This window comes from Pasteurella bettyae CCUG 2042, assembly GCF_000262245.1.
GTDB lineage: Bacteria > Pseudomonadota > Gammaproteobacteria > Enterobacterales > Pasteurellaceae > Basfia > Basfia bettyae.
Genome location: NZ_AJSX01000010.1, coordinates 1 through 24,411, shown reverse-complemented (window position 1 = coordinate 24,411; position 24,411 = coordinate 1). Strand labels below are relative to the sequence as shown.

Here is a 24,411-nt window from a genome sequence, read left to right as displayed (position 1 = left end):
ACTGCGGTCGAAATTTCAAGAATTTTAAATAAATAGGAAAAAAATAATATGCAAACATACAACATAGCAGTACTTCCAGGTGATGGAATCGGTCCTGAAGTAATGGCTGAAGCAATTAAAGTTTTAGAAAAAGTACAAAATAAATTTAACTTCAAATTAAGCTTCAGCCATTACCTTGTGGGCGGTGCGGCAATCGATGTAAAGGGCGAGCCATTACCCACGGAAACATTAAAAGGCTGTGATAATGCGGATGCCATTTTATTCGGCTCTGTAGGTGGCCCCAAATGGACACATTTACCACCAGCTCAACAGCCAGAACGTGGCGCATTATTACCCTTGCGTAAACATTTTAAATTGTTTTGCAATCTTCGCCCTGCCACACTTTACAAAGGCTTAGAAAAATTCTGCCCATTACGCTCAGACATTGCAGAGAAAGGCTTTGATATGGTTGTCGTGCGAGAATTAACGGGGGGGATCTACTTTGGTCAACCTAAAGGTCGTGAGGGTGAAGGTTCACAAACTAGAGCATTCGACACTGAAATATATTACAAATATGAAATTGAACGTATTGCCCGTGTCGCATTTGAAACTGCAATGAAACGCAAAAAACATGTCACTTCGGTAGATAAGGCAAACGTACTACAAAGCTCAATTTTATGGCGTGAAACTGTGGCTAATGTTGCTAAAGAATACCCTGAAGTGCTTGTTGAAAATATGTATATCGACAACGCCACGATGCAATTAATTAAAGCACCAGAAAGTTTCGATGTGTTACTTTGCTCAAATATCTTCGGCGATATTATATCTGATGAGGCAGCAATGATTACAGGTTCAATGGGGATGTTACCTTCAGCCAGTTTAAATGAAAAAGGCTTTGGCTTATATGAACCCGCAGGTGGTAGTGCACCCGATATTGCGGGTAAGGGAATTGCTAATCCCATCGCACAAATTCTTTCAGCTGCAATGATGTTACGTTACAGCTTTAACTTAAATGAAGCGGCTGATGCTATCGAAAATGCCGTACAAAAAGTATTAAATGCAGGTCATCGTACTGGAGATTTAGCCGATCACTCTGCTCCAATTTCAACTGCTGAAATGGGCACATTAATTGCAAATGCGATCTAAAGGAAAATTTTTTCAAATCCGACCGCACTTTTAGCATGATATTAAAGGCTAGCAAGCTCATTATACAATCTAACGAGATAAAAATATGGCAAAAACACTCTACCAAAAACTATTCGACTCACATGTCGTTTATGAAACAGAAGGTGAAACACCTATTATTTATATTAATCGGCATTTGATTCACGAAGTCACCTCACCACAAGCCTTTGATGGCTTACGTGTGGCAGGTCGTCAGGTACGCCAAGTGAGTAAAACGTTTGGTACCATGGACCATAGCATTTCTACTCAAGTGCGTGACGTGAATTTATTGGAAGGTCAAGCTAAAATTCAAGTTTTAGAGCTAGATAAAAATTGTAAAACCACAGGTATTTCATTGTTTGATATGAATACTAAACAACAAGGTATTGTACATGTAATGGGACCTGAACAAGGATTAACTTTACCAGGTATGACTATTGTTTGTGGTGACTCACATACAGCAACGCATGGCGCATTTGGTGCACTTGCATTTGGTATTGGTACTTCTGAAGTTGAACATGTTTTAGCGACTCAAACCTTAAAACAAGCTCGTGCAAAAAGTATGAAAATCGAAGTCCATGGTAAAGTCAAACCTGGTATTACAGCAAAAGATATTGTATTGGCGATCATTGGTAAAACCACTATGGCTGGGGGTACTGGGCATGTCGTGGAATTCTGCGGTGAAGCAATTCGAGATCTTTCCATGGAAGGTCGAATGACAGTATGCAATATGGCCATTGAATTTGGTGCCAAAGCAGGTTTAATTGCTCCCGATGAAACAACATTTGCCTATTTAAAAGATCGTCCATATGCTCCGAAAGGTAAAGATTGGAATGATGCAATTGAATATTGGAAAACCTTAAAGTCAGATGATGATGCGGTATTTGATTCTGTGGTAATTTTAGAAGCAAAAGATATTGCGCCTCAAGTCACCTGGGGAACCAATCCAGGTCAAGTAATAGGTATCGATCAATTAGTTCCCGATCCTGAAAATATGTCAGATTCAGTAACCAAAGCATCTGCCGAGAAAGCATTAGCTTATATTGGATTGGAACCCAATACAGATTTAAAAAATGTGCTAGTAGATCAAGTATTTATCGGTTCATGTACAAACTCTCGTATTGAAGACTTACGTGCAGCAGCGGCAGTGATGAAAGGACGTAAAAAAGCAGATAATGTTAAACGTGTTCTTGTTGTTCCTGGTTCGGGGTTAGTAAAAGAACAAGCAGAACAAGAAGGCTTAGATAAAATTTTTATTGAGGCAGGTGCAGAATGGCGTAATCCTGGTTGCTCAATGTGTTTAGGTATGAACGATGACCGTTTAGGTGAATGGGAACGTTGTGCATCTACCTCAAATCGTAACTTTGAAGGTCGCCAAGGTCGTAACGGTCGCACTCACTTAGTGAGCCCTGCGATGGCAGCCGCCGCTGCAATGTATGGTAAATTTGTTGACATTCGTAATATTGAATTAAATTAAGGAGCAAATAAATGGCAGCTATTCAACATCATTCCGGCATAGTGCTTCCTTTAGATATCGCCAATGTGGACACGGATGCAATCATTCCAAAACAATTTTTACAAGCAATTACAAGAGTGGGATTTGGCAAGCATTTATTTCACGAATGGCGTTATCTTGATGCAGAAGAAACGCAACCAAATCCAGAATTTGTATTAAATTTTCCACAATATCAAGGTGCAACCATTTTACTTGCTCGTAAAAACTTAGGCTGTGGTTCATCTCGAGAACACGCTCCATGGGCATTAGCAGACTATGGTTTCAAAGTGATGATCGCACCAAGCTTTGCGGATATTTTCTATAATAATAGCTTAAATAACCATATGCTTCCGATCAAATTAACAGAGGAAGAAGTGGAAGAAATCTTCCAATGGGTATGGGCAAACGAAGGCAAACAAATTCATGTGGATTTAGAAGCAATGACAGTAACCGTTGGTGAAAAAGTCTATCACTTTGAACTAGATGAATTCCGTCGTCATTGTTTATTAAATGGTTTGGATAACATCGGATTAACACTTCAACACGAAGATGCTATCACCCATTATGAGAAAAATATTCCAACATTTTTACGTTAACTAAATAGAAAACGGCTTGCATTTTGAATGTAAGCCGTTTTGTTATTAAGTTTAATCTAATCTGATCTGATGTTGAATTTTTCTTAATAAGAAAAATACCCAAGGCCATAATGCTGCACTAATTAATGCTCCAAATATTTCTTTCCAACTAAATACCGCACTATGAATAGATAATTCCAATAAGAAAATGCCAATTCTGACTAACAAGATAAAAATAATAATTAATAGACTTTGTTGCCACAAAGATAAATTACGTAAAATTTGATTGTAACGTGCCACTAAATAAGCCGCCAAAGATAAAACTAAAGCATGTACACCTAAAATAGTGCCAAGAACGACATCCCAAATAACTCCAGATAAAAATGCAGTACCAATATTAATACGTGTAGGTAAAGCTAAAATCCAATAGGTTAGAACCAAGACTAACCATGAAGGTTTAAAACTATGGAAACCTGATGGCCAAGGTGTAATTTCTAACACTAATGCCACCACAAAAGTGGCAAGGACAACAATTAATTGCACTAGAAAGTGACCTTTCATTAATCTTCCTCTCTATGTTCTTTTAATTCAGGTTCAACTGAGGTGTCATTATTATTCATCTCTGGAAGATTTTCAGGAGAAGGCATATTATCTTCAGCTGGAGGTTGAACAGCTTTATTACTATCATCTTCAGTTACTGGCATTTTCTTTGAATCAGTCGCACTGTTAGCAATCCGTTGTTGTACAACTTTGCGGACATCTTCAGGTGACGAAGCTTGTGCTTTATGAAACTCTTCTCCTGCTGGCCATAATAATAAGACATAGCGTAGACGTTCTAATGAGGCTAATGGTTTAACATTCACGGTTGCAAAATAATTAGATCCATCACGAGAAACACTTTCAACAATAGCCACAGGATAACCTTCAGGGAAACGTCCGCCTAACCCAGAAGTTACTAACAAATCGCCTTTGACAATATCTACGGAACGAGGCACATTGTCTAATGTTAATTCATCAGTACGTCCTACGCCACTCGCAATAACACGCACATCATTACGCAATACTTGTACAGGAATAGAATGGGTTACATCAGTTAAGAGTAATACTCGGCTAGCCATTTCTCCCACAGAAATAACTTGCCCAACCACACCTTTTTCATCAATAACAGGCTGTCCGACATAAGCACCATCTTTATTACCTTGATTAATCACTACTTGTTGACGGTAAACATCGGTTTCAGAAGTAAGTACTTCAGCAATTTTTTTATATTCATCTGTGCGTAATGGAGAATTGAGCAATAAACGTAATCGCTGATTTTCGACTTTTAATTGATCCAACAAGAGTAGATCAGCATTTTTTTCTCTTAGCTGTTCTTTTATAACTTTATTTTCAATTTGTAATTTATTAGTATCAACTAAATTATCTGAAACATTATCAAGCACAGTACGAGGAGTATTAGCAAGATAATACAAACCACCAACCGCAGTATCCATCGCACTACGAACTTTAATCATTGTATTTGTTTGACCATCAGAGAAAATCAAACCAATAGAACAAATAACCGCCAATATTATACGTAAGTTTAGAGAAGGGGCTTTACTAAAGATGGCTTTCATAAAATTCTTTATTATCCAGTTATTAAACTAAAAGTGCGGTCAATTTTACCGCACTTTTAAACTATTCTACATCTAGCAGATTAGTCTTCGCTAAATACATCACCACCATGTTTATCAATCATTTCAAGTGCTTCACCGCCACCACGAGCGACACAAGTTAATGGATCTTCAGCAACCACAACAGGAACACCCGATTGTTTAGAAAGCAACACATCAATATTGCGTAATAATGCTCCGCCCCCAGTTAATACCATGCCACGCTCATAAATATCAGCAGCATGTTCTGGTTTACATTCTTCAAGAGCTGTACGCATAGCAGTAATAATGCCATCTAATGGTTGTTGAATTGCTTCTAATACATCTCGTGAAGTTAAACGGAATGCACGAGGAGCACCTTCTGCTAAGTTGCTACCGTAAACTTCTAATTCTTTAATTTCATCATCTTCTTGAATATATGCTGTACCAATTTCTTGTTTAATATGCTCTGCAGTAGCTTCACCAATAATGGAACCAAATGTACGGCGAACATAAGCAATAATCGCTTCATCAAAGCGATCCCCACCAATACGAACAGAAGATGAATAAGCGACACCATTTAATGCAATCACGGCAATTTCAGTGGTACCACCACCAATATCAATTACCATTGATCCCGTTGGCGTTGATACAGGTAATTTTGCACCAATGGCGGCAGCCATAGGTTCTTCAATTAAATAAACTTCACGAGCCCCCGCACCAATCGCAGACTCTTTAATTGCTCGACGTTCAACTTGTGTTGCACCCGCTGGTACACAAATTAATACACGTGGGCTTGGACGTAAGAAATTACCATTATGCACTTGTTTAATAAAATGTTGTAACATTTTCTCAGTAATAGAGAAATCAGCAATCACCCCATCTTTCATCGGACGAATTGCATCAATGTTGTTTGAAGTACGACCAAGCATCATTTTGGCATCTTTACCAACTGCAATAATACTTTTTAATGAGCCAATACGATCTTTGCGAATTGCCACAACAGAAGGCTCATCAAGCACAATACCTTGACCTTTTACATAAATTAATGTGTTGGCAGTACCTAAATCAATTGATAAATCGTTGGAAAATAAACCACGAATTTTTTTAAATAACATAAGAATTCCGTTAATAAATAAGAAATAATGAAAATGCTAATCTGAGTTTGCAGAAAATTGTGCTAAATGTACCAAAAATTCAACTTTTTTTACAGTGAATTTTAAAGAAATTTATAATAAATGGCCTAAAAATAAAAAATCCCAACCTAGCTAGAAAGATAGATTGGGATATATATTTATAATATTAGCTATAAAAGACTAGTAAATACTAAGCCTTTGCAGTTTTAGGTTGTTTAAATACCGTAACTTCAGGAGCTTCACCTGTGAATTTTTCAACTTGAACATTACAAGTATTTGGTGAATTACCTTGAGCAAGTTTTGATGTACCTTCATCACGAGTTAATACGTTTGGACAACCATTTTTACATAATGGTTTTTCAGCCGTACCGAGATCTAAAGGATCATACCAAGCCCCTTCATGTACAGCTACTGTACCTTTAATTATGCCATCAGTGACCACTGCACCCGCAAGGATTTGTCCTCGTTTATTAAATACACAAACAATATCTCCATTAACAATACCACGAGCTTGTGCATCATCTTTATGGATTAATACAGGTTCACGATCTTTTACTGCATATTTTTGACGTAATGAAGTATGTGCCAATTGGCTATGTAAACGATAGTATGGATGTGGTGTCACTAATGCCAAAGGTTCAGCTTCTGTAGCTTTACCCGCATACTCTTCAGGTTCCATCCAAGTTGGGTGACCTTTACAATCATCATAATTCATTTTTGCAACAACATCTGAGAAAATTTCAATTTTGCCTGATGGTGTGCCTAAAGGGTTGAGTAATGGATCATTTCGGAACTCTTCATAACGCACCCATTTTTTTGCTTTCTCATTTGCTTCGAAAGTAAGAGGTTTGTTATCTTCCCAGAATTTTTCAAATTTAGGCATGATGACACGATTTTTACGTGCTGCATCAAATGCAGTTTGATAAAAACCTTTTAACCAATCCATTTCAGATTTACCTTCAGTAAATTCTTTTTCAACACCTGCACGTTTCGCTAATTCAGCAAAAATATCATAGTCACTTTTAGCTTCAAATTGAGGTTCAACAACTTTCTTCATAGGGAAAATATTCATCATAGAATAATCACCAGACATAGTTAAGTCATTACGTTCATAACTTGTTGTTGCAGGGAGAACAATATCCGCCATACGAGCTGTAGGTGTCCAGTTAACTTCATTGACAATGATAGTTTCTGGTTTTTGCCATGCTTTAACCATAGTGTTGGTATCTTGATGGTGAACAAATGGATTACCACCCGCCCAATAGATTAATTTGATATCAGGATAAGTAACTTCTGTGCCATTGTATTGAATTTTTTTACCTGGATTTAATAATGCTTCAGATAAACGTGCCAATGGGAATGATAATTTAGAAGTTTCATCTAACCATGTTTTTGCACCTGCTTCACCACCTGCTGGTGTAGCAGAAATTGAGCCGAGAATACCACCTGTTGTCGTTGGCACACCACCATTTGAATAATGGTAACTTAAACCAAAACCACCGCCAGGCAAGCCAATTTGACCAAGCATTGCAGCTAATGTCACTAACATCCAGTGAGATTGTTCTCCGTGACGTTGACGTTGCATACCCCAACCACCCATTAACATAGTGCGTTTGCTCGAAAAGTCTAGGGCTAATTTTTTAATAGTTTCAGCAGGAACACCTGTAATTTTAGCTGCCCAATCAGCATCTTTTGGTTGTTTATCTGTTTTACCTAATAGGTATTCTTCAAATTTCTCATAACCTTTCGTATATTTCTTCAAGAATTCAACATCATGTTTTTTCTCAGTAACTAAAGTATGAGCTATACCTAACATTAATGGGACGTCAGTAGCTGTATTAACAGGGACCCATTCGGCGCCTAAGTATTCACAAGTTTCACTACGAACAGGGTCAATACAAATAATGCGTTTACCTGTTTCTTTAAATTTCTTGAAGTATTCAATACCTTTTTGGTCTGTAGATGTCCAAGCAATACGCATTGTAGTTAATGGGTTAGCACTCCATAACACAATAGTATCTGTTGTTTCTAGAATAGTTTCCCAAGAAGTTTGTTGTTCATAAACTTCAATAGTACCCAATACGTGAGGCATAATAACTTGAGCAGCACCTGTTGAATAGTCACCTTTAGTGCCAACAAAGCCACCTGTTACATTCATATAACGATGAAGAAGAGTACGGCAAGCATGTAATGCACCTGAACTATACCAACCATAAGAGCCTGCGAAAATACCACTTGGTCCATTAGCTTCACGCACACGTTTCATTTCGCCCGCAACTAATTCAAATGCTTTATCCCAAGACACTTGAACCCATTCATCATGACCACGTAAAGTAGTATCTTTATTCCCCTCTAAATAGCCTTTACGCACCATTGGATATTTAACACGAGTTTCACTATAAAGTTGCTCTGCAACTACAGATTGTAATTCGTTTTCGATAGGTGCAGGAATAGCAGGACCAGACTTAACGACTTTACCATTTTCGACAACCACACCTAGTGGTCCCCAATGTGCAGCGGTCACTACTGTGCTACTTTCAGCCGCTTGGGCTGGCATAGATACTAAAGATCCAACTACACCAGTACTAGCTAAAGATGCACCAGCAATCCCTAGAGAAGAATTTTTAAGAAAGTCACGTCGTTTGACATTGATTTTGTCTTGAGTTTTCATGTTTACCTCACTATTGAGCAAGTTGAATTAAGGCTTATAACTGCTTATAAGCCCCAAGGACACCTTTCTAAATACGAGGGGATAGCAAATTTCTCTACTATCCTGTGAACAAGAAAACTTATTCAGGCTTTGCTTCCATATTTAAAAAACTAAACTTAGGAATACAAGCTCGGAGTCCAGATATTATTAAATCTGAATATTAATGGCTATTTTTTACCATATCTTTGCCATTACGTTGTAAATAAATAGTCACAGCACGTACATCATCAGCACTCATTGAAGTACGATCTTTCATTGAATTTACAACACCAATCCATTGATTGGCAGTATAGTGGTCTGCACTAATTGCTGCATGACAACCACTACAATGTGTTTGATTTAAATTATTACCAAAGCTATTTAAAGAATTTATATCAGAAGTTACCGCACTTTTCGCAATCGTTACTTCAAAATCCACTTGTTTCCAATCTGAATTGGTCACATCATCATGAACAGTTTTAGCCACATTTAATTTATCTTTAACTTCATCACCTAATAAAGCAACGTTAATACGTTTTCCTAAATCCATATAAACAATGCCTTCTGCACCTACTTGTTGCCATCCATTGATAGTTGCAGTGATTTTATCTCCATCTTCTTTCCAATTAGTTAATTCAGCATAAGGCATTAAACGCAAATCTCCACCTTGAGCTAACTGCGCTGGACTCATTGCTAAACTATATAAAACTTTATCACTTACTGAAAATTGTCCAGCGTGTTTAGTTAATTCCCCTGCAGCTGCATTATCTACTGGAATATCAGGCATAAAATGTGCAATACCTTTATGGCAATCAATACAAGTTTGATTTGTTTCTTGTGCTAACTTATGCATTTTTTGTGCAGCTTCTTTCTGATCTGAAAGCACCATAGCATCAAAACTATGACAAGATTTACAAGTGGCTGAATCATTAGCTTTCATATCTTCCCAAACTTTTTGAGCCATTTCTAAACGATGTTTTTCGAAAGCATCTTGATCAGAGAGCTTGCCAGTCATGGTGTACCACACATCTTTGAGAGCTACAATTTTTGCTTTTACGTATGCGATTCCATCATGGGGAACATGGCAATCTGAACATTCAGCACGAATACCTTTTGCATTAGTAAAATGCACTGTTCCTTCATATTCCGCATGGGGTTGTTCCATTGAGTGACAACTTAAACAAAACTCTTGCGAACTTGTTGCTTTCATAATGTATTGTGTGGTGAACAGCAATACTGCACCAATCACTAATAACAATAATCCCCACAACCAAGAAATCTTTTTACGTTCTGACATACAACACTCCATCGCTATATAAAAAAATATATAAAAATTAACTAATTATAGTTAGTCAAATATTTTTTAGTATAGTGAATTAATCAAATGAAGCAATCAATAAAAGCAACTGAAGGGTTTTAGCTTTGATTAAAAAAAGCTTTATTTGTTTTAAATCAAATAAAGCTTAAAAAACAACCGCACTCCAAATTTACCTAGAAGTGCGGTCAGATTTTAGTTAATTTTTTTCAAGTATTGGTTTAAGGAATCTTGCAGTATGCGAACTCGTCGATTTAGCAAGTTGTTCTGGGGTACCTGTAGCAATAATTTGGCCACCACCATTACCGCCTTCTGGACCTAAATCAACGATCCAGTCTGCCGTTTTAATAACATCTAAATTGTGTTCAATCACCACAATGGTATTACCTTGATCACGTAGTCGATGCAATACTTCGAGTAATTGTTTAATATCCGCAAAATGTAAACCTGTGGTTGGTTCATCTAAGATATAAAGGGTTTTGCCAGTATCTCGTTTAGATAATTCCGTAGCAAGTTTCACACGTTGAGCTTCACCACCAGAAAGGGTTGTGGATGATTGACCTAAACGGATATAAGACAGACCAACATCTATTAAGGTTTGTAATTTACGAGCAATCATTGGAATCGCATCAAAGAATTCTCTTGCCTCTTCCACTGTCATATCTAACACTTGATGAATAGTTTTACCTTTATAACGGATCTCCAAAGTTTCACGGTTATAACGTTTTCCTTTGCATTGATCACAAGGTACATATACATCAGGTAAAAAATGCATTTCCACTTTAATTACACCATCACCTTGACAGGCTTCACAGCGGCCTCCGCGCACATTAAAGCTAAAACGACCAGGATTATAACCTCGTGCACGTGCTTCAGGCACGCCAGAGAATAACTCACGAATAGGTGTAAATAAGCCTGTATAAGTGGCAGGATTTGAACGTGGCGTACGACCAATAGGGCTTTGGTCAATATTGATGACTTTATCAAAGAACCCTAACCCCTCAATAGATTTATAAGGGGCATGTTCAATGTTATCGGCACGATTCAACACATTTTGTGCAATGGGAAATAAAGTATCATTAATTAATGTAGATTTACCTGAACCAGAAACACCTGTAATACAAGTAAATAATCCCACGGGTAGTTCTAAATTAACATTTTTCAGATTATTTCCTGTTGCACCATATAAGCGTAAGAATTTATCTTTATCAACTGCGGTACGTTTTTTAGGAATTTCGATCTTTTCAGCTCCAGAGAGAAACTTACCGGTAATAGAATTTGGATTTTTCATTATCTGCTCGGCAGTGCCTTCTGCAATCACAGAACCACCATGCACTCCTGCACCTGGTCCAATATCAATGATATGATCTGCAAGGCGGATAGCGTCCTCATCATGCTCTACAACAATCACCGTATTTCCAAGATTACGTAAGTGAATTAACGTATTTAGTAAGCGTTCATTATCACGCTGATGCAAACCAATTGATGGTTCATCAAGCACATACATTACCCCGACTAAACCTGCACCAATTTGGCTTGCAAGACGAATACGTTGTGCTTCACCACCAGATAACGTTTCTGCCGAACGAGATAACGATAAATAATTCAAACCAACATTCACTAAAAAAGATAAACGTTCTTTGATCTCTTTAAGAATTTTTTCTGCAATTTGAGCTTTTTGCCCTGCTAGCGCCATTTTCTCAAAAAAACTATAAGCTTCACCAATGCTCATTTCTGATAAATCAGGCAAATTCGTTTGACCAATATAAACATGACGTGCTTCGAGGCGTAAGCGTGAACCGCCACAATCCACACAAGGACGATTACTAATATTTTTAGCTAATTCTTCACGTACAGACATCGACTCAGTTTCTTTATAACGGCGAGCCATATTATTCAAAATGCCTTCAAATGGATGACGACGCACAACTACATCTCCACGGTCATTCATATATTTGAATTCAATTTCTTCTTTGGCCGAACCATTCATAATGATATTTTGAATATTCTTTGCTAAAGACTCATAAGGTGCTTCAATATCAAAATGATAATGTTCAGCTAAAGAAGTTAACATTTGATAATAATAGAAATTACGTCTATCCCAACCTTTTACTGCACCACTAGCCAGGGAAACACTTGGGTTTTGCACTACTCGTTTTTCATCAAAATATTGCTGAACCCCTAAACCATCACAAGTTGGGCAAGCACCTGCTGGATTATTAAAAGAAAATAAATGAGGTTCTAATTCGGGAACAGAATAACCACAATGCGGACAGGCAAAATTTGCAGAGAAGACCAACTCTTCTTTTTTTGGATCATCCATATCTGCGACAATAGCAGTACCACCAGACAATTCAAGGGCAGTTTCAAATGATTCGGCTAAACGAGTTGCCAGATCTGAACGCACTTTAAAACGATCTACCACCACTTCAATGCTATGTTTTTTCTGTAATTCTAATTTAGGCGGATCGGATAAATCACAAATTTCACCATCAATACGAGCTCGAATATAACCTTGAACCGCAATATTTTCTAATACTTTGACATGTTCACCTTTACGTGCTTTTACCACTGGGGCGAGTAACATCATTTTACTGCCTTCTGGCATTGATAAAACTTTATCCACCATTTGCGAAATAGTTTGTGCAGTTAGAGGCACATTATGCTCTGGACAACGAGGTTCACCAACGCGAGCAAATAATAAACGAAGATAATCGTGAATTTCAGTAATTGTGCCCACTGTTGAGCGAGGGTTGTGAGAAGTAGATTTTTGCTCAATAGAAATAGCTGGAGACAACCCTTCAATATGATCTACATCGGGTTTCTCCATTAAAGACAAAAATTGACGAGCATATGCAGACAATGATTCCACATAACGGCGTTGCCCCTCTGCATAAAGCGTATCAAATGCAAGTGAAGACTTTCCTGAACCAGAAAGCCCTGTAATAACAATAAGTTTATCGCGAGGAATAATTAAATTGATATTTTTAAGATTGTGAGTACGAGCCCCACGTATATCGATAACGTCCATAAATTCCTAATTACTGCTTAAAAATTTTTCAAATTGCGAGCATTATCGCATATTTTATAAACTGTTAAAATATCCAGTGAAATTTTATAGATCTTTTTCCTAATTTCAGGCAAAATAACCGCACTTTTAAATTTTGAAACAATATAAACAATGATAAATTAGAGGAAATTATGGCTGGAATTAATAAAGTAATTATCGTGGGTCACTTAGGTAATGATCCCGAAATGCGTACCATGCCGAATGGTGATGCAGTAGCAAATATTAGCGTTGCAACAAGTGAAAGCTGGAACGATAGAAACACTGGCGAACGTCGTGAAGTTACTGAATGGCACCGTATCGTTTTCTTTCGCCGTCAAGCTGAAGTTGCTGGCGAATACTTACGTAAAGGCTCGCTTGTTTATGTTGAAGGAAAATTAAAAACACGTAAATGGCAAGATCAAAACGGTCAAGATCGTTACACCACTGAAATCCAAGGCGATGTATTACAAATGTTAGGAGCTCGTGGTCAACAAGGTGGTGATTTTGCACCTGCTGCAAATAACTTTAATGCTGGTAATTCTGGCTATCAAGCACAACCTCGTGCAGCCCAACCAGCAAGTAAGCCGGCTGCTACGCCAGAGCCTGTTGTAGATGCATTCGATGATGACATTCCATTCTGAATTACATATAACTTGAATTTGTCAAAATAAGCAAGCAAATAATAGGAAAGAGTCTTTTAAAACAAGGCTCTTTCTTTTTTTACATTTATTTTGACAACAAACGCCATACTTGATAGTATTTATATATAATTTTTATGTAAATTTAGACGCCATGTATAAATTAGAAACCGTTATTTTCACAAATGGAGAACGCTTTCCTTTATTGATTAATAAAGAAACAGGACTGCCTGATTTTTATTCCACTTTATAGGTTATATATGTTTTGAAACTAAGCTAAAGAGATTTTGTCTCAATATATTTTCAGTTTCTAAAATATTCATCCTCCACATATCTGCCAATATTGCAATGGCAATATTAGCATTCCAAGGGAATAAAGCTTGTGTTTTAAAATTCCCAAAAGGTCCATCAGTTTCAATTAATATTTTTTCTATTGGCATAAGTTGAGCTAAATCATACCCCTTTTTACTACTTAACATTGCAGGTCCAACTGAAAAATAGCAACCCATTTCAACCGCTCGTTTTAATTGTTGCTTTGTACCTGAAAACCAATGAAGAATTGGCAAATTGCCATTTACTTGACTTAATTCATCTAATACAGCATTTGCACTCATTATAGAATGTATACTTAATATTTTTCCACCAGCTTTTGCCGAGCTTCTTAAAATATGACGAAAAACTTTTAATTGAGTTTCCCAATGTACTTTAAACTCTTTTCCCCCATCCAATCCAATCTCACCCACATAACGAGTTTGATTTAATAATGCATCAAACAATTCCAATTCCTGCCAACGCTCGTGAGCCAGTTGGGGATGCAATCCCAAGGCAGTACGAATACGAGAGCAATCTTTTGCCAATAAATTTGTGCCATACCACGCTTTTGGTGTAGTTGTTACTGATAAGACATAAAGATTTTCATCTTGACATCGTTTTATAACATATTGTGGATTAGGATATAAATCCAAATGACAATGCATATCCATCATAATATTTGATTCACTATTAAAAGTTGTTCCACTTCATTTAAGCCATTCCTAAAAACATCTGCAAACTGATTTAATTGTTGAGCAGGTAATGAGCCACTTTGTAAAACCCATTGATTTATATTACGATGTTTTTTTTGACCAATAGCGCTCATTAAAGCAAATAAATCATCTTTTCTATCCTGATGTGTCAAGATTTGCCGAATGTCATTGAACTCATATTCAGCATCATTAGTGATGCCAGCATAATGCAATGACGCTCTACGAATCAGGCAAGGAACACAAACTCCGCATTGTTGGTTTTTGCGTTTCCAATGACTACACGAAACAGTATCGGGGATAATTTGTTGTAATAATGGTAAATTTGCACATTCTGCTATCATTTGTCCTTTGGTTTTAAATTGATAAGGATTTTTTAAAGTAAAAGGAATATTGACTGCAGTGAACAATTTTTGTAATTCTTGAATAAAATAAGGGTGCGTAGTACGAGTACTCAAAGTACCTACTCTGCGTGGCGTTAAAGGTGCATTGATTGAAATCACTCCATTTTCAGGCACGAAAATATCAATCTCTTCTTGCACAACTTCCTGTAATGCATAAGCTGATACAACTGCAAATGCCAAGAAATTTAAACTTCTGGTTCGCATTGTGATTTCAGTCGTCCTACCATTGTTTAAATGTGGCTGTGCAATTGCATTAAATTGGGAAAATTGATTGGCATAACGACTTTGGTTAAATTTTTCAATAATCATTTGCTGGCGTGATTTATCGCCTTTATAAGAATGACTAACCAGTACAGGTGAATAACCCTGTTCTAGTAAATCAACCGCCCCAATCGCTGAATCCAAACCACCAGAAAATAAGCAAATGCAGTCTTTATTTCTCAGATCCACCAATTTAGCTCTGCTATTTAATTTATGGGGCTGCGGTGGTAATTTCCCTCCTGCCTGAAAATTAAATTGCCAAATATCACCACTTAGAAAATGTAAAATTTGCTCTAAATGAGTTTTGTTTGCTTGCCAAATATCAGGCTGGCACAAAGGTAAAGTAATGGATAAAGAACGACACCAACCATTTGCAGCATCTTTTCGCAAAACAAAAGTATCTGCTGCCGTAACTGCCAAAGCAATCGTCAAAAAATCCATTACGACATCACTGGGCTCAATACCCAATCTTTTTACTTCATCCAAAACCTTATTACCAATGTTAGCAATTTGTAGTTTTTTGTTGCCTACTCCATACAAATGAACAGGTATTACACCGTTTGGTAGATTTTTTAATTGTTCAATATCGTGATGAAAAACTAATTGAGTCATCAATAATTCTCCCATTCTTCCCAAATTTCCAAAATGGCTTGATTTTGAATTTCTTGCATTTGTTCGGTTGTTAGCTGGCAAATATCATCTGTAACCTTGGGAGCAAGCGTAATATCAACCACTTCACGAATGAGTTGTCGTAAAGCATTTTCCGCTTCGGCAATTTGCACAGGACTATCACCTTTTTTCCAAGCCTTGCCCGCATCGTGTACAATTTGCAGAAAAATGCTTTCAGTTAAATAACAAACCATCATTTTACCAATGACTTCAACAGTAATACTATTTTCATCAAAAGTCGTCATTCCTTCTAATGCTTCTGATAACGCCACATTTATCGCAGAACGAATTTTGTCTGAATCTCCGTGATGTCCAGCCAAAAGTTCGGTAATTTGATTGATAACTGCATCGCAAGGCTGACCATTTAAACTATTTAAATTAACCGAATATTCTTGCTGCTGGCTGCCTGAAAAAATACCAAATAAGCCCGAACCTGCTTGGGTAATTTTTCCCAGCTTTTGTACGGCTGTATGTTTACCACCACTGGCTTTTTGAGCGTAATGACCGAGCGCTTTACGCACATCCTCACGCCCACCGCCTTGTACAGCCCTACCTATTGCTTGGCGGAAGCCTTTTAATCGTTGCGGTTCTGATGTTTGTGGCAATGCTTGGCTGTCATCAACCCAAGCAGGTAATAGAGGGGAACGACCATTTGGTCCTACGCTAGATTGTGAAGTACCCATTGATTACTCCTGATACAAAGTTTTGCTTTTTAATCTTTTGTTTAACCACGGATAGTTAATACCTTTATTTTTCAATCCAACAATAAAACGGTTTAAAATTTTTGCACCATCTTTTGAATTTTCCGCCAACAAACAAGCCCCTGTAAAACCATTTGGACTTTTATCCCAATTATCCACTTTTCTTAATTGTTCAATTAAGGATTCCATAACAGAGATTTGTTCATCTGTCGTTAATTGTTGAATGGCATTTTGGGTATATTGAGAACCTGTTATTGTTGTGGTTGTAAGTAAAATGCTTAAAGCATCTTGGGCTTTTTGAGAAAGTTGAGCAGTATAAGTATTTAGCGGTATGGTTTCTCTGGATAAATAAATTGCCGCTCGCAAATCAAGATCAGATAATTTGGGCTCTAATTTTACCCATTCTTTGATAAATGTTTGAATGGGTTTATTTTCAGAGAGTATTGATAAATTTTGCTCATTGTTATTTTCCAGCTCTTTTAATAATTCAGGTTTGCCCTCTTTTTCATTGATAAGCTGATAAAATTTTATTACTGTATCAGAATCCACACATCGCTCAAAAATTACCAATTTGGTAATAATCGCTTCATCTAATGGCATTTGACGCTTATCTGAAATTTTGGCTCGCATTTTAATAGTATTTAAAATTCGTTTTACAATTCTAGGATTACCGTGAATGTTTGGCGAATTTGCCAATAAAGGGGCTATTCTGTTCGCTCGCTCAAAATCTGCCAATAGAGCTTGATTATTTTGCTCTCCAATAGTTTCAGCTACTTGTTCTGGCTTTAAGGATTGATTTTGCCAAGATTGTTGCAAATGGTTTTCTAAAAATTGGCGTAAGTTTTCTAATGTTTCGGTAGATAATTTTTGATGAATGGCGTGTAGCATATACAAATATGCACGAATTTCAAGCACACCTGCTTTGGGTACACGAATGGGAATTTGAATTAATTTATCCAAGTAATCAATTTGATGACGATATGACAAATCTTTATAATGCTCTGCAACAGAATGGCGAATCATCTCCTCATCAGCCGCAATAATAAAAGCAGTACGATTTAAGAATAAAAATAAACGAATCGCCTCCAATGTTTGAATAGCATTAGCAGGCAGGCAACGGTCAAGATTATCAATCACAATAACTAGCTTTTTGCCTAAATCCTGTAATATTTCGCCATATTCTTTTCTAAATGCATCAATTTGCTGTGGTGGTGTTTGTTTTTCTTTGGATTTAATCAGATTTTTGCCTGAATCAACAATTTCTTTTCCTACCTCCACAACTTGTTTGCTTTCTGCTTCATCCTGAATACCATCCAATGAATTCTTTACTGTTTCAACTGTTTTGGGAATTAAGCCAAAAGTTGGCATTCCTGCCGCAAAAGCAACACCTTCAGCCATTAAACCAAACAGACGCAAACCATCAATTCTTGCAAATAAATTTTTAGATTTTTTCCAAATGGTTTCTTCATCTTTGGCAGCCTGAACTAAATGGCTTGCAATGACTTCTAAAAGTGCTGCCCTAGCATCATCAAATCCTTGATAAAGCCAAGCATCAAATTTAATCACAATCCATTCATCTTGGTTGATTTCTTGCTCAATCAAATTCAATAAAGATGATTTTCCAGCCCCCCAGTTCCCAAAAATACCAATAGAAACTGGAAGCATCGCGTCTGTTTCCAATATTTCAGTAACAATTTGGGATACCTCACCAAAATTAAGATAGTCTTCTTTAGACTCAGTATCTGACCACATTAAATCACCCTCATTTATAAAAATATAGACCTTTATAATACTAACACATTTTTCAACAAGAATTTTTAATGTTTTTATAATGATAAGTATATAGAAAGTATCAAGATTGGTGGATGAGTTATCGAAATTAAAAGATATTAGGAAAAGGGATGAAAGTGGAATAAAACAGATAAACAGATAAACAGATTAAACTACTATAATCAATAAGCGTAAAAAAACAGCATACTCAAATTTAGCAATGCCTCTTATAGAGTTGAACATGATAATTTCTACTATAAACCTACTAGTTTTTCCTTCTTTCAATGATTTTATCGATAAACATTGCCAACTTGGTATCTCATAGCAAGCATATTGTGTAAAAATAAAATCCGAAATCTAATCTTTTTATACTTTATTTTTACACAATCCAGATTGAAAAGTGAAGAATAAGCACTTAATTATTTGATTTTAAATACCTTTATAGTTTACATTTTACTATAAAATAGAAACAACCATTCTAATTCATCATATTAATTTCCAAGATTCCCCTGCTTATTATTCGGGGATTTTATCTAATGATGTAAGTGCGGTAAAATTTTTAAAAATCTTACCGCACTTTACTCAGTATCTAACAGCAATCAACAACTCAATAGACTGATAGTTTAGTGTGCGGCAAAAATAATCTCTGCTAAAAACATTCACCAATGTTAAAACACATATGAAATTCCGTGGGAATTTTATAATAGATTTAACAAACTTCGATCTCGCCAACTTCTAACCACTCTGTTACTGGGAAATGTGTCTGTAAATAGCGCTGTAAGTAATCTTTAGTATTGTCTGTAATCAGTTCATCTAGGTTAGGATAATTATTGAATACCACCATTGCGACTTCAATTTTTAATTGTCGGCAAGCAAGCAAACTTAATATTGTGTGATTAATACTGCCTAATCTGCCTGATGTCACCAAAATCACTGGGTAGCGTTGTTGAGTTAAATAATCCAAGGTAATTTCAGTATCATTATAAGGGACAGCTAACCCCCCCGCCCCTTCTAGTAAGACAATATCGTAGTGTTCGGCTAAAAGTGCGGTGGATTTTTGAATAAAATTTGGATCAATTGGTTTTTGTTCAAGCTGTGCAGCAAGATGGGGCGAACAAGGATAGGCAAATAAATAAGGACAAGTGGTGCCATCCTTATCAAATGATGTCATCTCTATACCTTGAATTTGTCGATGTGTTTGAATATCAGTAGAATAATCAACACAGCCTGTTTGTATCATTTTTTGAGTGATCACTTTTTTGCCTTGTTGTGCAAATCTTTTTGCAAGCCAACCTGTAACCACTGTCTTACCAATATCGGTATCAATACCTGATACAAAATAAATTTGAGCTGTCATTTTGTTCTCCTTACCAAAGCATAAAAAGGCGAATAAGTCAGTGTGACGCCTTGTGGTTCTTGAAATTGATGGGAATATTGTTGGCAAAATCGCTGTAATTTTCCCTTTGTCCATCCCTTTTGACTGGTCGCAGTAACACCAGTATTTTTTAAGTGCTGCAATACGTTAATTGGATGGGGGAAATGCAGCTTAATTGAGCCTTGCTGCCATTTTAAACAATCAAAATATGGTGCTAACCATTGTTGCCATTGAGAAGCCGTTGGATAGTTTAAATGTACACCTGTAATTTTTTGAATTTCTGGTAAATTATCCGATAAAAAACTACTAAATAATAACAATCCTTTTGGCTTCAACCATTGTTGACAACGTTGCAAAAAACCTTCTTTATCCTTCAACCATTGCACCACAGATGCACTAATAATTAAGTCAAAAGACTGTTCAAAATCTTGTTGTTCAATATCGCCTTGACAAAATTCCCATTGGTTTGACGGTAGAAAATCAAAATATGAACGACTATCGCAAAGATCATTTAATGTCCAATGGGAAATATGGTGTTGTTGTGCCATTCGTCTTGTTAAATCGCCTGTACCACAGCCCACTTCTAATACCTTTGAAAATGAAGATGTGGCTAGCAATTGCACAAGATGAGCATTAATCTGTTGTTGAGCCTGAGCATTTTGGTCATAATTTGCCATTGCTTGACTAAAACATTGCTTAATTTTAGCTTTGTCTAGCATAATTCATTCCAACTTTGATATTGGGCAAATAAGTAATGAGGTGCTTCTAGTAAATGTATAGACACATTTTTCTGTTGCCAAAAATCTAACTGATTATCAACGGGGAAAATACGATCTTGTTCACCAATAATGGCTTTTGTCCAGCTAAACTGCGAAGGTTTAGATGATGGCAAAAATTTGGCTAAACATTCTAATTCTTGTTTAATTTCCACAAAATCCCGTTGAGGATGTGCTAAATAATGTTGTAAATTAGTTCTATTGCCACAAATACGTCGCACAAATTTTTGATAATTATCAGCATCCAAACTTGCTAACGTACCATCAAAAATAACTTCAGGAATGCCCCATTGATTATGTCTAGGATGGCTTGTGCCATTAATAGCTGTAGCCGATTTAAGTTTAAAATCAATTACTTGCTCCGCCACCCAGACGCCCATTGACCAAGCCACTAAATACATATTTTGATAATGCGTTAAATCAACATTAAAGTCTAAATTTCGGTAATCAGAACAAATTAGCAAATCATGATTTTCAGGTAAAATTAAATGAGACACCAACTCAATGGGTGCTCCCCAGCCCGCAAAATACAGGATTAAATGTTCACCTTGTTGATTGATAAATGTGGTTTTCATTTTTGATTTTTTACCATAGATTTTAAATTTAAAATAAGTTCATCAATTTCTTGCAACGTCATATCTGCTGTGACTGAAAGACGAATACGTGCAGTTCCTTTAGGCACTGTTGGTGGACGAATAGGCAAACAATAAAAGCCATTTTTTTGTAAGTTTAATGCCATATCAACAGTGCGTTGATTATCTCCAATAATAAAAGGCACAATGCCACTTTGTGATGGAATAGGCAAAATAGAAAATTGGTTGAGTTGATCACGTAAATGCTGAGCGAGTTTAGCTAAATGCTGACGTTTCGGTTTTAATTCCTCCAATTTGCCAAACAAGAAATGCGTCCAAGCGATATTTATTGGCGGTAACGCCGTAGAAAAAATTAAAGGGCGCATAAAGTTGATAAGATAATCTTTAATCAACTGGTCGCAAACTACATAAGCCCCCATTGATGCCATGGCTTTGCCAAGAGTTCCAACAAGAAAATCAATATGAGGAATACATTGAAAAATCTCTGCCATACCAAGCCCTTTTTCGCCATAAGCACCGATAGCATGTGCCTCATCGACGTAGAGCATTAAATGAGAATATTGTTGTTTGAAACGCACTAATTGAGGCAAATCAGCGATATCTCCGTCCATACTAAATAGGCTTTCTGTCACCACAATTAAACGCTCAAAGTGCGGTGCATTTTTCGCTAATAATTGAGCTAAATGCTCCATATCATTATGACGATAGCGAATAAATTTTGCTTCGCATAAGCGAATACCATCAATCAAGCTGGCGTGGACTAATTTATCTGCTAAAATCAGCGTATTTTTATCTGCCACAGCGGGCAAAATACCAATATTAGCATGATAACCACTATTAAATAATAATGCACTTTCTCGTCCGAATTGCTGTGCAATACGTTCTTCCAAAGCTTGGTAGATAGGGAAATTACCTGTTAATAAACGTGATGAAGAAGAGGTGAGAGGTTGTGGTGATTCAGCTTGTTGCTGCATAAATTCTGTATAAAGTGAATAGTCGCTTGCCAAACCTAAATAATCATTTGATGAAAAATTTAGCATTTTTTGACCGCACTTTTCCACCCATTTCCCTGAGTGTTGCAAACTCGTTAAACAACGAAACTGTCCTTGTTGTTGTAATTGGCTTAAACGCTGTGTAAAAAATGAATACATTATTGTTCCCCAAATTCAGCTTTAATAACCTTAATCATGCCCGTTGTCAGTTGATGTAATTGGTCAGGTTGAATGATAAATGGAGGCATCACATAAACCAAACGATTAAATGGACGTAGCCAAATGCCTTGTTCAACAAATTTTGGTTGTAAAGTGCTTAAATTTACTGGACGATCAAGCTCAATCACCCCAATTGCCCCTAAAACACGTACATCTTTTACATATGAAAGTTGGGATGCTGGCTGTAATTCTCGGCGTAATTGCTGTTCAATGCGTTGAATATTCGTTTGCCAATCACTTTCCAATAATAAGCGTATGGATTCTGTAGCAATTGCACAAGCAAGCGGATTCGCCATAAACGTTGGTCCATGCATAAAGCATTTTGCCTCGCTTTGACAAATCATATCTGCAATAGCTTTGCTTGTAATAGTAGCTGAAAGTGTGAGATAACCGCCTGTCAATGCTTTACCAATACACATAATATCGGGAGTGATTTGTGCAAATTCTGCTGCAAATAATTTACCTGTTCGCCCAAAACCTGTAGCAATTTCGTCAAAAATTAACAATACATCATATTGCTGACAAAGTATCTGCGCTTGGCGTAAATATTCTGGTGAATAAAAATACATACCACCAGCACCTTGTACGACAGGCTCTAAAATTAATGCTGCGATATCTTGATGATGTTGTTCCAATAACTCAGCCAAAGGTTGAATCGCCTTTGCATTCCAAGGTTGATCAAAAGTAACACTAGGTTGAGGTAGGAAAAATTGAATCGGTAAACTTTGCTGAAACAGGCTATGCATTCCAGTGATAGGATCACATACGGACATCGCATGCCAGGTATCGCCATGATAACCTGAACGAATTGTAGCAAATTTATATTTATTTGGATGACCTTTAGCATGCTGATATTGCACTGCCATTTTCATCGCAACTTCTACAGCAACAGAACCACTATCCGCATAAAAAATCTGATCTAACCCTTGTGGTAAAATACCCAATAATAATTGCGTTAATTCACCAGCCGCATCATGCGTAAAGCCACCAAACATAATATGGCTCATTTTTTCAAGTTGCTTATGTGCTGCCGCATTCAAACGAGGGTGATTATAGCCGTGTAATGCCGCCCACCAAGAGGACATTCCATCAATTAGCTGCCTCCCATCTTTTAAGGTAATCATCACACCATCGGCACGTTCCACAGGATAAACTGGACTTGGCATTATCGTTGAAGAATAAGGATGCCAAATATGTTGTTGATCTAATTTTAACAATTCCTCACTAAACATAATTCATTCTCAAAGTTAAAAATCAGCTTATTGATCATATCATTAACTACATTCTGATTCATTATCGTTGTTTTTTATTGGTATTTTAATATTACAAATTCTGCATATAAAAAGTGCGGATAAAATTTTCGGTATTATGTAGCAGTTGCACAAAGACCTAACCGCTTGAAAATACTAAAATCTCCATTGAAAGTTTAACTCAATGGAGATTTTTATTATGGCAGAATCCCACCTTATTTCTCAACTTACCAAATTAATCGAAAGTAGCTATAAAGAAAAAGCGATTCTTGAACATCAACTTGATCAGTTAAAACAACAGAAATCAGATTTAGAGGATAAAATACTTTGTTTTGAGAATACCTTGATATACATTGAACCCAATTTCGATTTAAGGCAAATCAAAACACAATTTAATGTTTCAAGGCTAATAAAACCTCGATTGTTTAAGCAAAATCTTCAATTGTTGGTTGCAAGAGTATTCAAACAAAGTGATAGTTGGAAAACATTATACTTTATTACAGATGCGGCGTTGGAATTAGACACTGGCAAAAATTATCCTCTACCCCAAAGAGAACATGAATTAGCTGTTGCTCGCGTATTGAAAGAACTGTATAAGAAAGGAATTATTGAGCGGAAAGAAGTTGAATTACATAAGCGGATAATAAAGCGAGGATTTTTCAGACGTTCTGAATGGCGATTGAAACCTCTTGAGTAAGAATAGATAAG

General features: G+C 36.6%; 20 protein-coding genes and 1 riboswitch. Of the genes, 5 read left to right on the top strand and 15 right to left on the bottom strand.

Annotated features, from left to right (window positions below; translation table 11 throughout):
• Positions 1 to 48: 48 nt before the first annotated feature.
• The 3 genes from leuB (at position 49) to leuD (ending at position 3,234) form a co-directional block, all read left to right on the top strand.
• Positions 49 to 1,125, top strand: a complete 1,077-nt coding sequence (gene leuB / locus HMPREF1052_RS02875) for a 3-isopropylmalate dehydrogenase (RefSeq protein ID WP_005759409.1) — start codon at positions 49 to 51, stop codon at positions 1,123 to 1,125.
• 85 nt (positions 1,126 to 1,210) lie between these two features.
• Positions 1,211 to 2,620 (top strand): 3-isopropylmalate dehydratase large subunit, encoded by a 1,410-nt coding sequence (gene leuC, locus HMPREF1052_RS02870; protein WP_005759442.1) that lies wholly within the window; start codon positions 1,211 to 1,213, stop codon positions 2,618 to 2,620.
• Positions 2,621 to 2,631: 11 nt separating this feature from the next.
• Positions 2,632 to 3,234 (top strand): 3-isopropylmalate dehydratase small subunit, encoded by a 603-nt coding sequence (leuD, locus tag HMPREF1052_RS02865; protein ID WP_005759414.1) that lies wholly within the window; start codon positions 2,632 to 2,634, stop codon positions 3,232 to 3,234.
• Positions 3,235 to 3,285: 51 nt separating this feature from the next.
• Here leuD and mreD read toward each other — a convergent pair whose 3' ends face one another.
• The 6 genes from mreD to uvrA form a co-directional block, all read right to left on the bottom strand.
• Entirely contained in the window at positions 3,286 to 3,774 is a 489-nt protein-coding gene (gene mreD / locus HMPREF1052_RS02860) for a rod shape-determining protein MreD (protein ID WP_005759422.1), read from the bottom strand.
• Positions 3,774 to 4,829, bottom strand: a complete 1,056-nt coding sequence (mreC, locus tag HMPREF1052_RS02855) for a rod shape-determining protein MreC (RefSeq protein WP_005759460.1) — start codon at positions 4,827 to 4,829, stop codon at positions 3,774 to 3,776. Before mreC ends, mreD begins: the two co-directional genes overlap by 1 nt.
• Positions 4,830 to 4,909: 80 nt before the next feature.
• The gene (locus HMPREF1052_RS02850) at positions 4,910 to 5,962 is read right to left on the bottom strand and encodes a rod shape-determining protein (protein ID WP_005759473.1); all 1,053 of its coding nucleotides are present in this window, start codon (positions 5,960 to 5,962) and stop codon (positions 4,910 to 4,912) included.
• Positions 5,963 to 6,170: 208 nt separating this feature from the next.
• Entirely contained in the window at positions 6,171 to 8,651 is a 2,481-nt protein-coding gene (gene torA / locus HMPREF1052_RS02845) for a trimethylamine-N-oxide reductase TorA (RefSeq protein ID WP_005759391.1), read from the bottom strand.
• Positions 8,652 to 8,695: 44 nt separating this feature from the next.
• Positions 8,696 to 8,838, bottom strand: a riboswitch (molybdenum cofactor riboswitch).
• Between the two features lie 12 nt (positions 8,839 to 8,850).
• Entirely contained in the window at positions 8,851 to 9,966 is a 1,116-nt protein-coding gene (locus HMPREF1052_RS02840) for a NapC/NirT family cytochrome c (protein WP_005759412.1), read from the bottom strand.
• A gap of 217 nt (positions 9,967 to 10,183) precedes the next feature.
• Positions 10,184 to 13,015, bottom strand: coding sequence for an excinuclease ABC subunit UvrA (gene uvrA, locus HMPREF1052_RS02835; RefSeq protein ID WP_005759470.1), 2,832 nt, complete (start codon positions 13,013 to 13,015; stop codon positions 10,184 to 10,186).
• 170 nt (positions 13,016 to 13,185) lie between these two features.
• On the opposite strand from uvrA, the gene HMPREF1052_RS02830 reads away from it, so the two are divergent.
• Positions 13,186 to 13,674: a single-stranded DNA-binding protein gene (locus HMPREF1052_RS02830; RefSeq protein ID WP_005759399.1), complete on the top strand. Its 489-nt coding sequence runs from the start codon at positions 13,186 to 13,188 to the stop codon at positions 13,672 to 13,674.
• A gap of 251 nt (positions 13,675 to 13,925) precedes the next feature.
• On the opposite strand, the gene qatD is transcribed toward HMPREF1052_RS02830, so the two are convergent.
• The 9 genes from qatD to bioA all read right to left on the bottom strand — a co-directional run bounded on the left by qatD (position 13,926) and on the right by bioA (position 23,685).
• Positions 13,926 to 14,657 (bottom strand): Qat anti-phage system TatD family nuclease QatD, encoded by a 732-nt coding sequence (gene qatD / locus HMPREF1052_RS02825; RefSeq protein WP_005759427.1) that lies wholly within the window; start codon positions 14,655 to 14,657, stop codon positions 13,926 to 13,928.
• Positions 14,654 to 15,970 carry a Qat anti-phage system QueC-like protein QatC gene (gene qatC / locus HMPREF1052_RS02820; protein WP_005759466.1) on the bottom strand — a complete coding sequence of 439 codons (1,317 nt, stop codon included), beginning with the start codon at positions 15,968 to 15,970 and terminating at the stop codon, positions 14,654 to 14,656. Before qatC ends, qatD begins: the two co-directional genes overlap by 4 nt.
• On the bottom strand, positions 15,970 to 16,710 hold the full coding sequence (locus tag HMPREF1052_RS02815) for a hypothetical protein (protein WP_005759403.1): 741 nt from the start codon (positions 16,708 to 16,710) through the stop codon (positions 15,970 to 15,972). The genes qatC and HMPREF1052_RS02815 overlap by 1 nt, the downstream gene beginning before the upstream one ends.
• 3 nt (positions 16,711 to 16,713) lie before the next feature.
• Positions 16,714 to 18,480, bottom strand: coding sequence for a KAP family P-loop NTPase fold protein (locus tag HMPREF1052_RS02810; RefSeq protein ID WP_005759395.1), 1,767 nt, complete (start codon positions 18,478 to 18,480; stop codon positions 16,714 to 16,716).
• Positions 18,481 to 19,207: 727 nt separating this feature from the next.
• Complete coding sequence (bioD, locus tag HMPREF1052_RS02805; protein WP_005759438.1) at positions 19,208 to 19,855, bottom strand: dethiobiotin synthase; 648 nt, start codon at positions 19,853 to 19,855, stop codon at positions 19,208 to 19,210.
• Positions 19,852 to 20,592 (bottom strand): malonyl-ACP O-methyltransferase BioC, encoded by a 741-nt coding sequence (gene bioC / locus HMPREF1052_RS02800; protein ID WP_005759455.1) that lies wholly within the window; start codon positions 20,590 to 20,592, stop codon positions 19,852 to 19,854. The genes bioD and bioC overlap by 4 nt, the downstream gene beginning before the upstream one ends.
• Entirely contained in the window at positions 20,586 to 21,224 is a 639-nt protein-coding gene (locus tag HMPREF1052_RS02795) for a DUF452 family protein (protein WP_005759423.1), read from the bottom strand. The genes bioC and HMPREF1052_RS02795 overlap by 7 nt, the downstream gene beginning before the upstream one ends.
• On the bottom strand, positions 21,221 to 22,393 hold the full coding sequence (bioF, locus tag HMPREF1052_RS02790; RefSeq protein WP_005759449.1) for an 8-amino-7-oxononanoate synthase: 1,173 nt from the start codon (positions 22,391 to 22,393) through the stop codon (positions 21,221 to 21,223). Before bioF ends, HMPREF1052_RS02795 begins: the two co-directional genes overlap by 4 nt.
• Entirely contained in the window at positions 22,393 to 23,685 is a 1,293-nt protein-coding gene (gene bioA, locus HMPREF1052_RS02785) for an adenosylmethionine--8-amino-7-oxononanoate transaminase (protein WP_005759419.1), read from the bottom strand. The genes bioF and bioA overlap by 1 nt, the downstream gene beginning before the upstream one ends.
• 217 nt (positions 23,686 to 23,902) lie before the next feature.
• On the opposite strand from bioA, the gene HMPREF1052_RS02780 reads away from it, so the two are divergent.
• The gene (locus tag HMPREF1052_RS02780) at positions 23,903 to 24,400 is read left to right on the top strand and encodes a hypothetical protein (protein WP_005759393.1); all 498 of its coding nucleotides are present in this window, start codon (positions 23,903 to 23,905) and stop codon (positions 24,398 to 24,400) included.
• Positions 24,401 to 24,411: the final 11 nt, after the last annotated feature.

Bases quoted from the DNA above. Each gene is read 5' to 3' on its own strand.
- leuB (WP_005759409.1), top strand. From the start codon at position 49: ATGCAAACATACAACATAGCAGTACTTCCAGGTGATGGAATCGGTCCT.
- leuC (WP_005759442.1), top strand. From the start codon at position 1,211: ATGGCAAAAACACTCTACCAAAAACTATTCGACTCACATGTCGTTTAT.
- leuD (WP_005759414.1), top strand. From the start codon at position 2,632: ATGGCAGCTATTCAACATCATTCCGGCATAGTGCTTCCTTTAGATATC.
- mreD (WP_005759422.1), bottom strand. From the start codon at position 3,774: ATGAAAGGTCACTTTCTAGTGCAATTAATTGTTGTCCTTGCCACTTTT.
- mreC (WP_005759460.1), bottom strand. From the start codon at position 4,829: ATGAAAGCCATCTTTAGTAAAGCCCCTTCTCTAAACTTACGTATAATA.
- HMPREF1052_RS02850 (WP_005759473.1), bottom strand. From the start codon at position 5,962: ATGTTATTTAAAAAAATTCGTGGTTTATTTTCCAACGATTTATCAATT.
- torA (WP_005759391.1), bottom strand. From the start codon at position 8,651: ATGAAAACTCAAGACAAAATCAATGTCAAACGACGTGACTTTCTTAAA.
- HMPREF1052_RS02840 (WP_005759412.1), bottom strand. From the start codon at position 9,966: ATGTCAGAACGTAAAAAGATTTCTTGGTTGTGGGGATTATTGTTATTA.
- uvrA (WP_005759470.1), bottom strand. From the start codon at position 13,015: ATGGACGTTATCGATATACGTGGGGCTCGTACTCACAATCTTAAAAAT.
- HMPREF1052_RS02830 (WP_005759399.1), top strand. From the start codon at position 13,186: ATGGCTGGAATTAATAAAGTAATTATCGTGGGTCACTTAGGTAATGAT.
- qatD (WP_005759427.1), bottom strand. From the start codon at position 14,657: ATGATGGATATGCATTGTCATTTGGATTTATATCCTAATCCACAATAT.
- qatC (WP_005759466.1), bottom strand. From the start codon at position 15,970: ATGACTCAATTAGTTTTTCATCACGATATTGAACAATTAAAAAATCTA.
- HMPREF1052_RS02815 (WP_005759403.1), bottom strand. From the start codon at position 16,710: ATGGGTACTTCACAATCTAGCGTAGGACCAAATGGTCGTTCCCCTCTA.
- HMPREF1052_RS02810 (WP_005759395.1), bottom strand. From the start codon at position 18,480: ATGTGGTCAGATACTGAGTCTAAAGAAGACTATCTTAATTTTGGTGAG.
- bioD (WP_005759438.1), bottom strand. From the start codon at position 19,855: ATGACAGCTCAAATTTATTTTGTATCAGGTATTGATACCGATATTGGT.
- bioC (WP_005759455.1), bottom strand. From the start codon at position 20,592: ATGCTAGACAAAGCTAAAATTAAGCAATGTTTTAGTCAAGCAATGGCA.
- HMPREF1052_RS02795 (WP_005759423.1), bottom strand. From the start codon at position 21,224: ATGAAAACCACATTTATCAATCAACAAGGTGAACATTTAATCCTGTAT.
- bioF (WP_005759449.1), bottom strand. From the start codon at position 22,393: ATGTATTCATTTTTTACACAGCGTTTAAGCCAATTACAACAACAAGGA.
- bioA (WP_005759419.1), bottom strand. From the start codon at position 23,685: ATGTTTAGTGAGGAATTGTTAAAATTAGATCAACAACATATTTGGCAT.
- HMPREF1052_RS02780 (WP_005759393.1), top strand. From the start codon at position 23,903: ATGGCAGAATCCCACCTTATTTCTCAACTTACCAAATTAATCGAAAGT.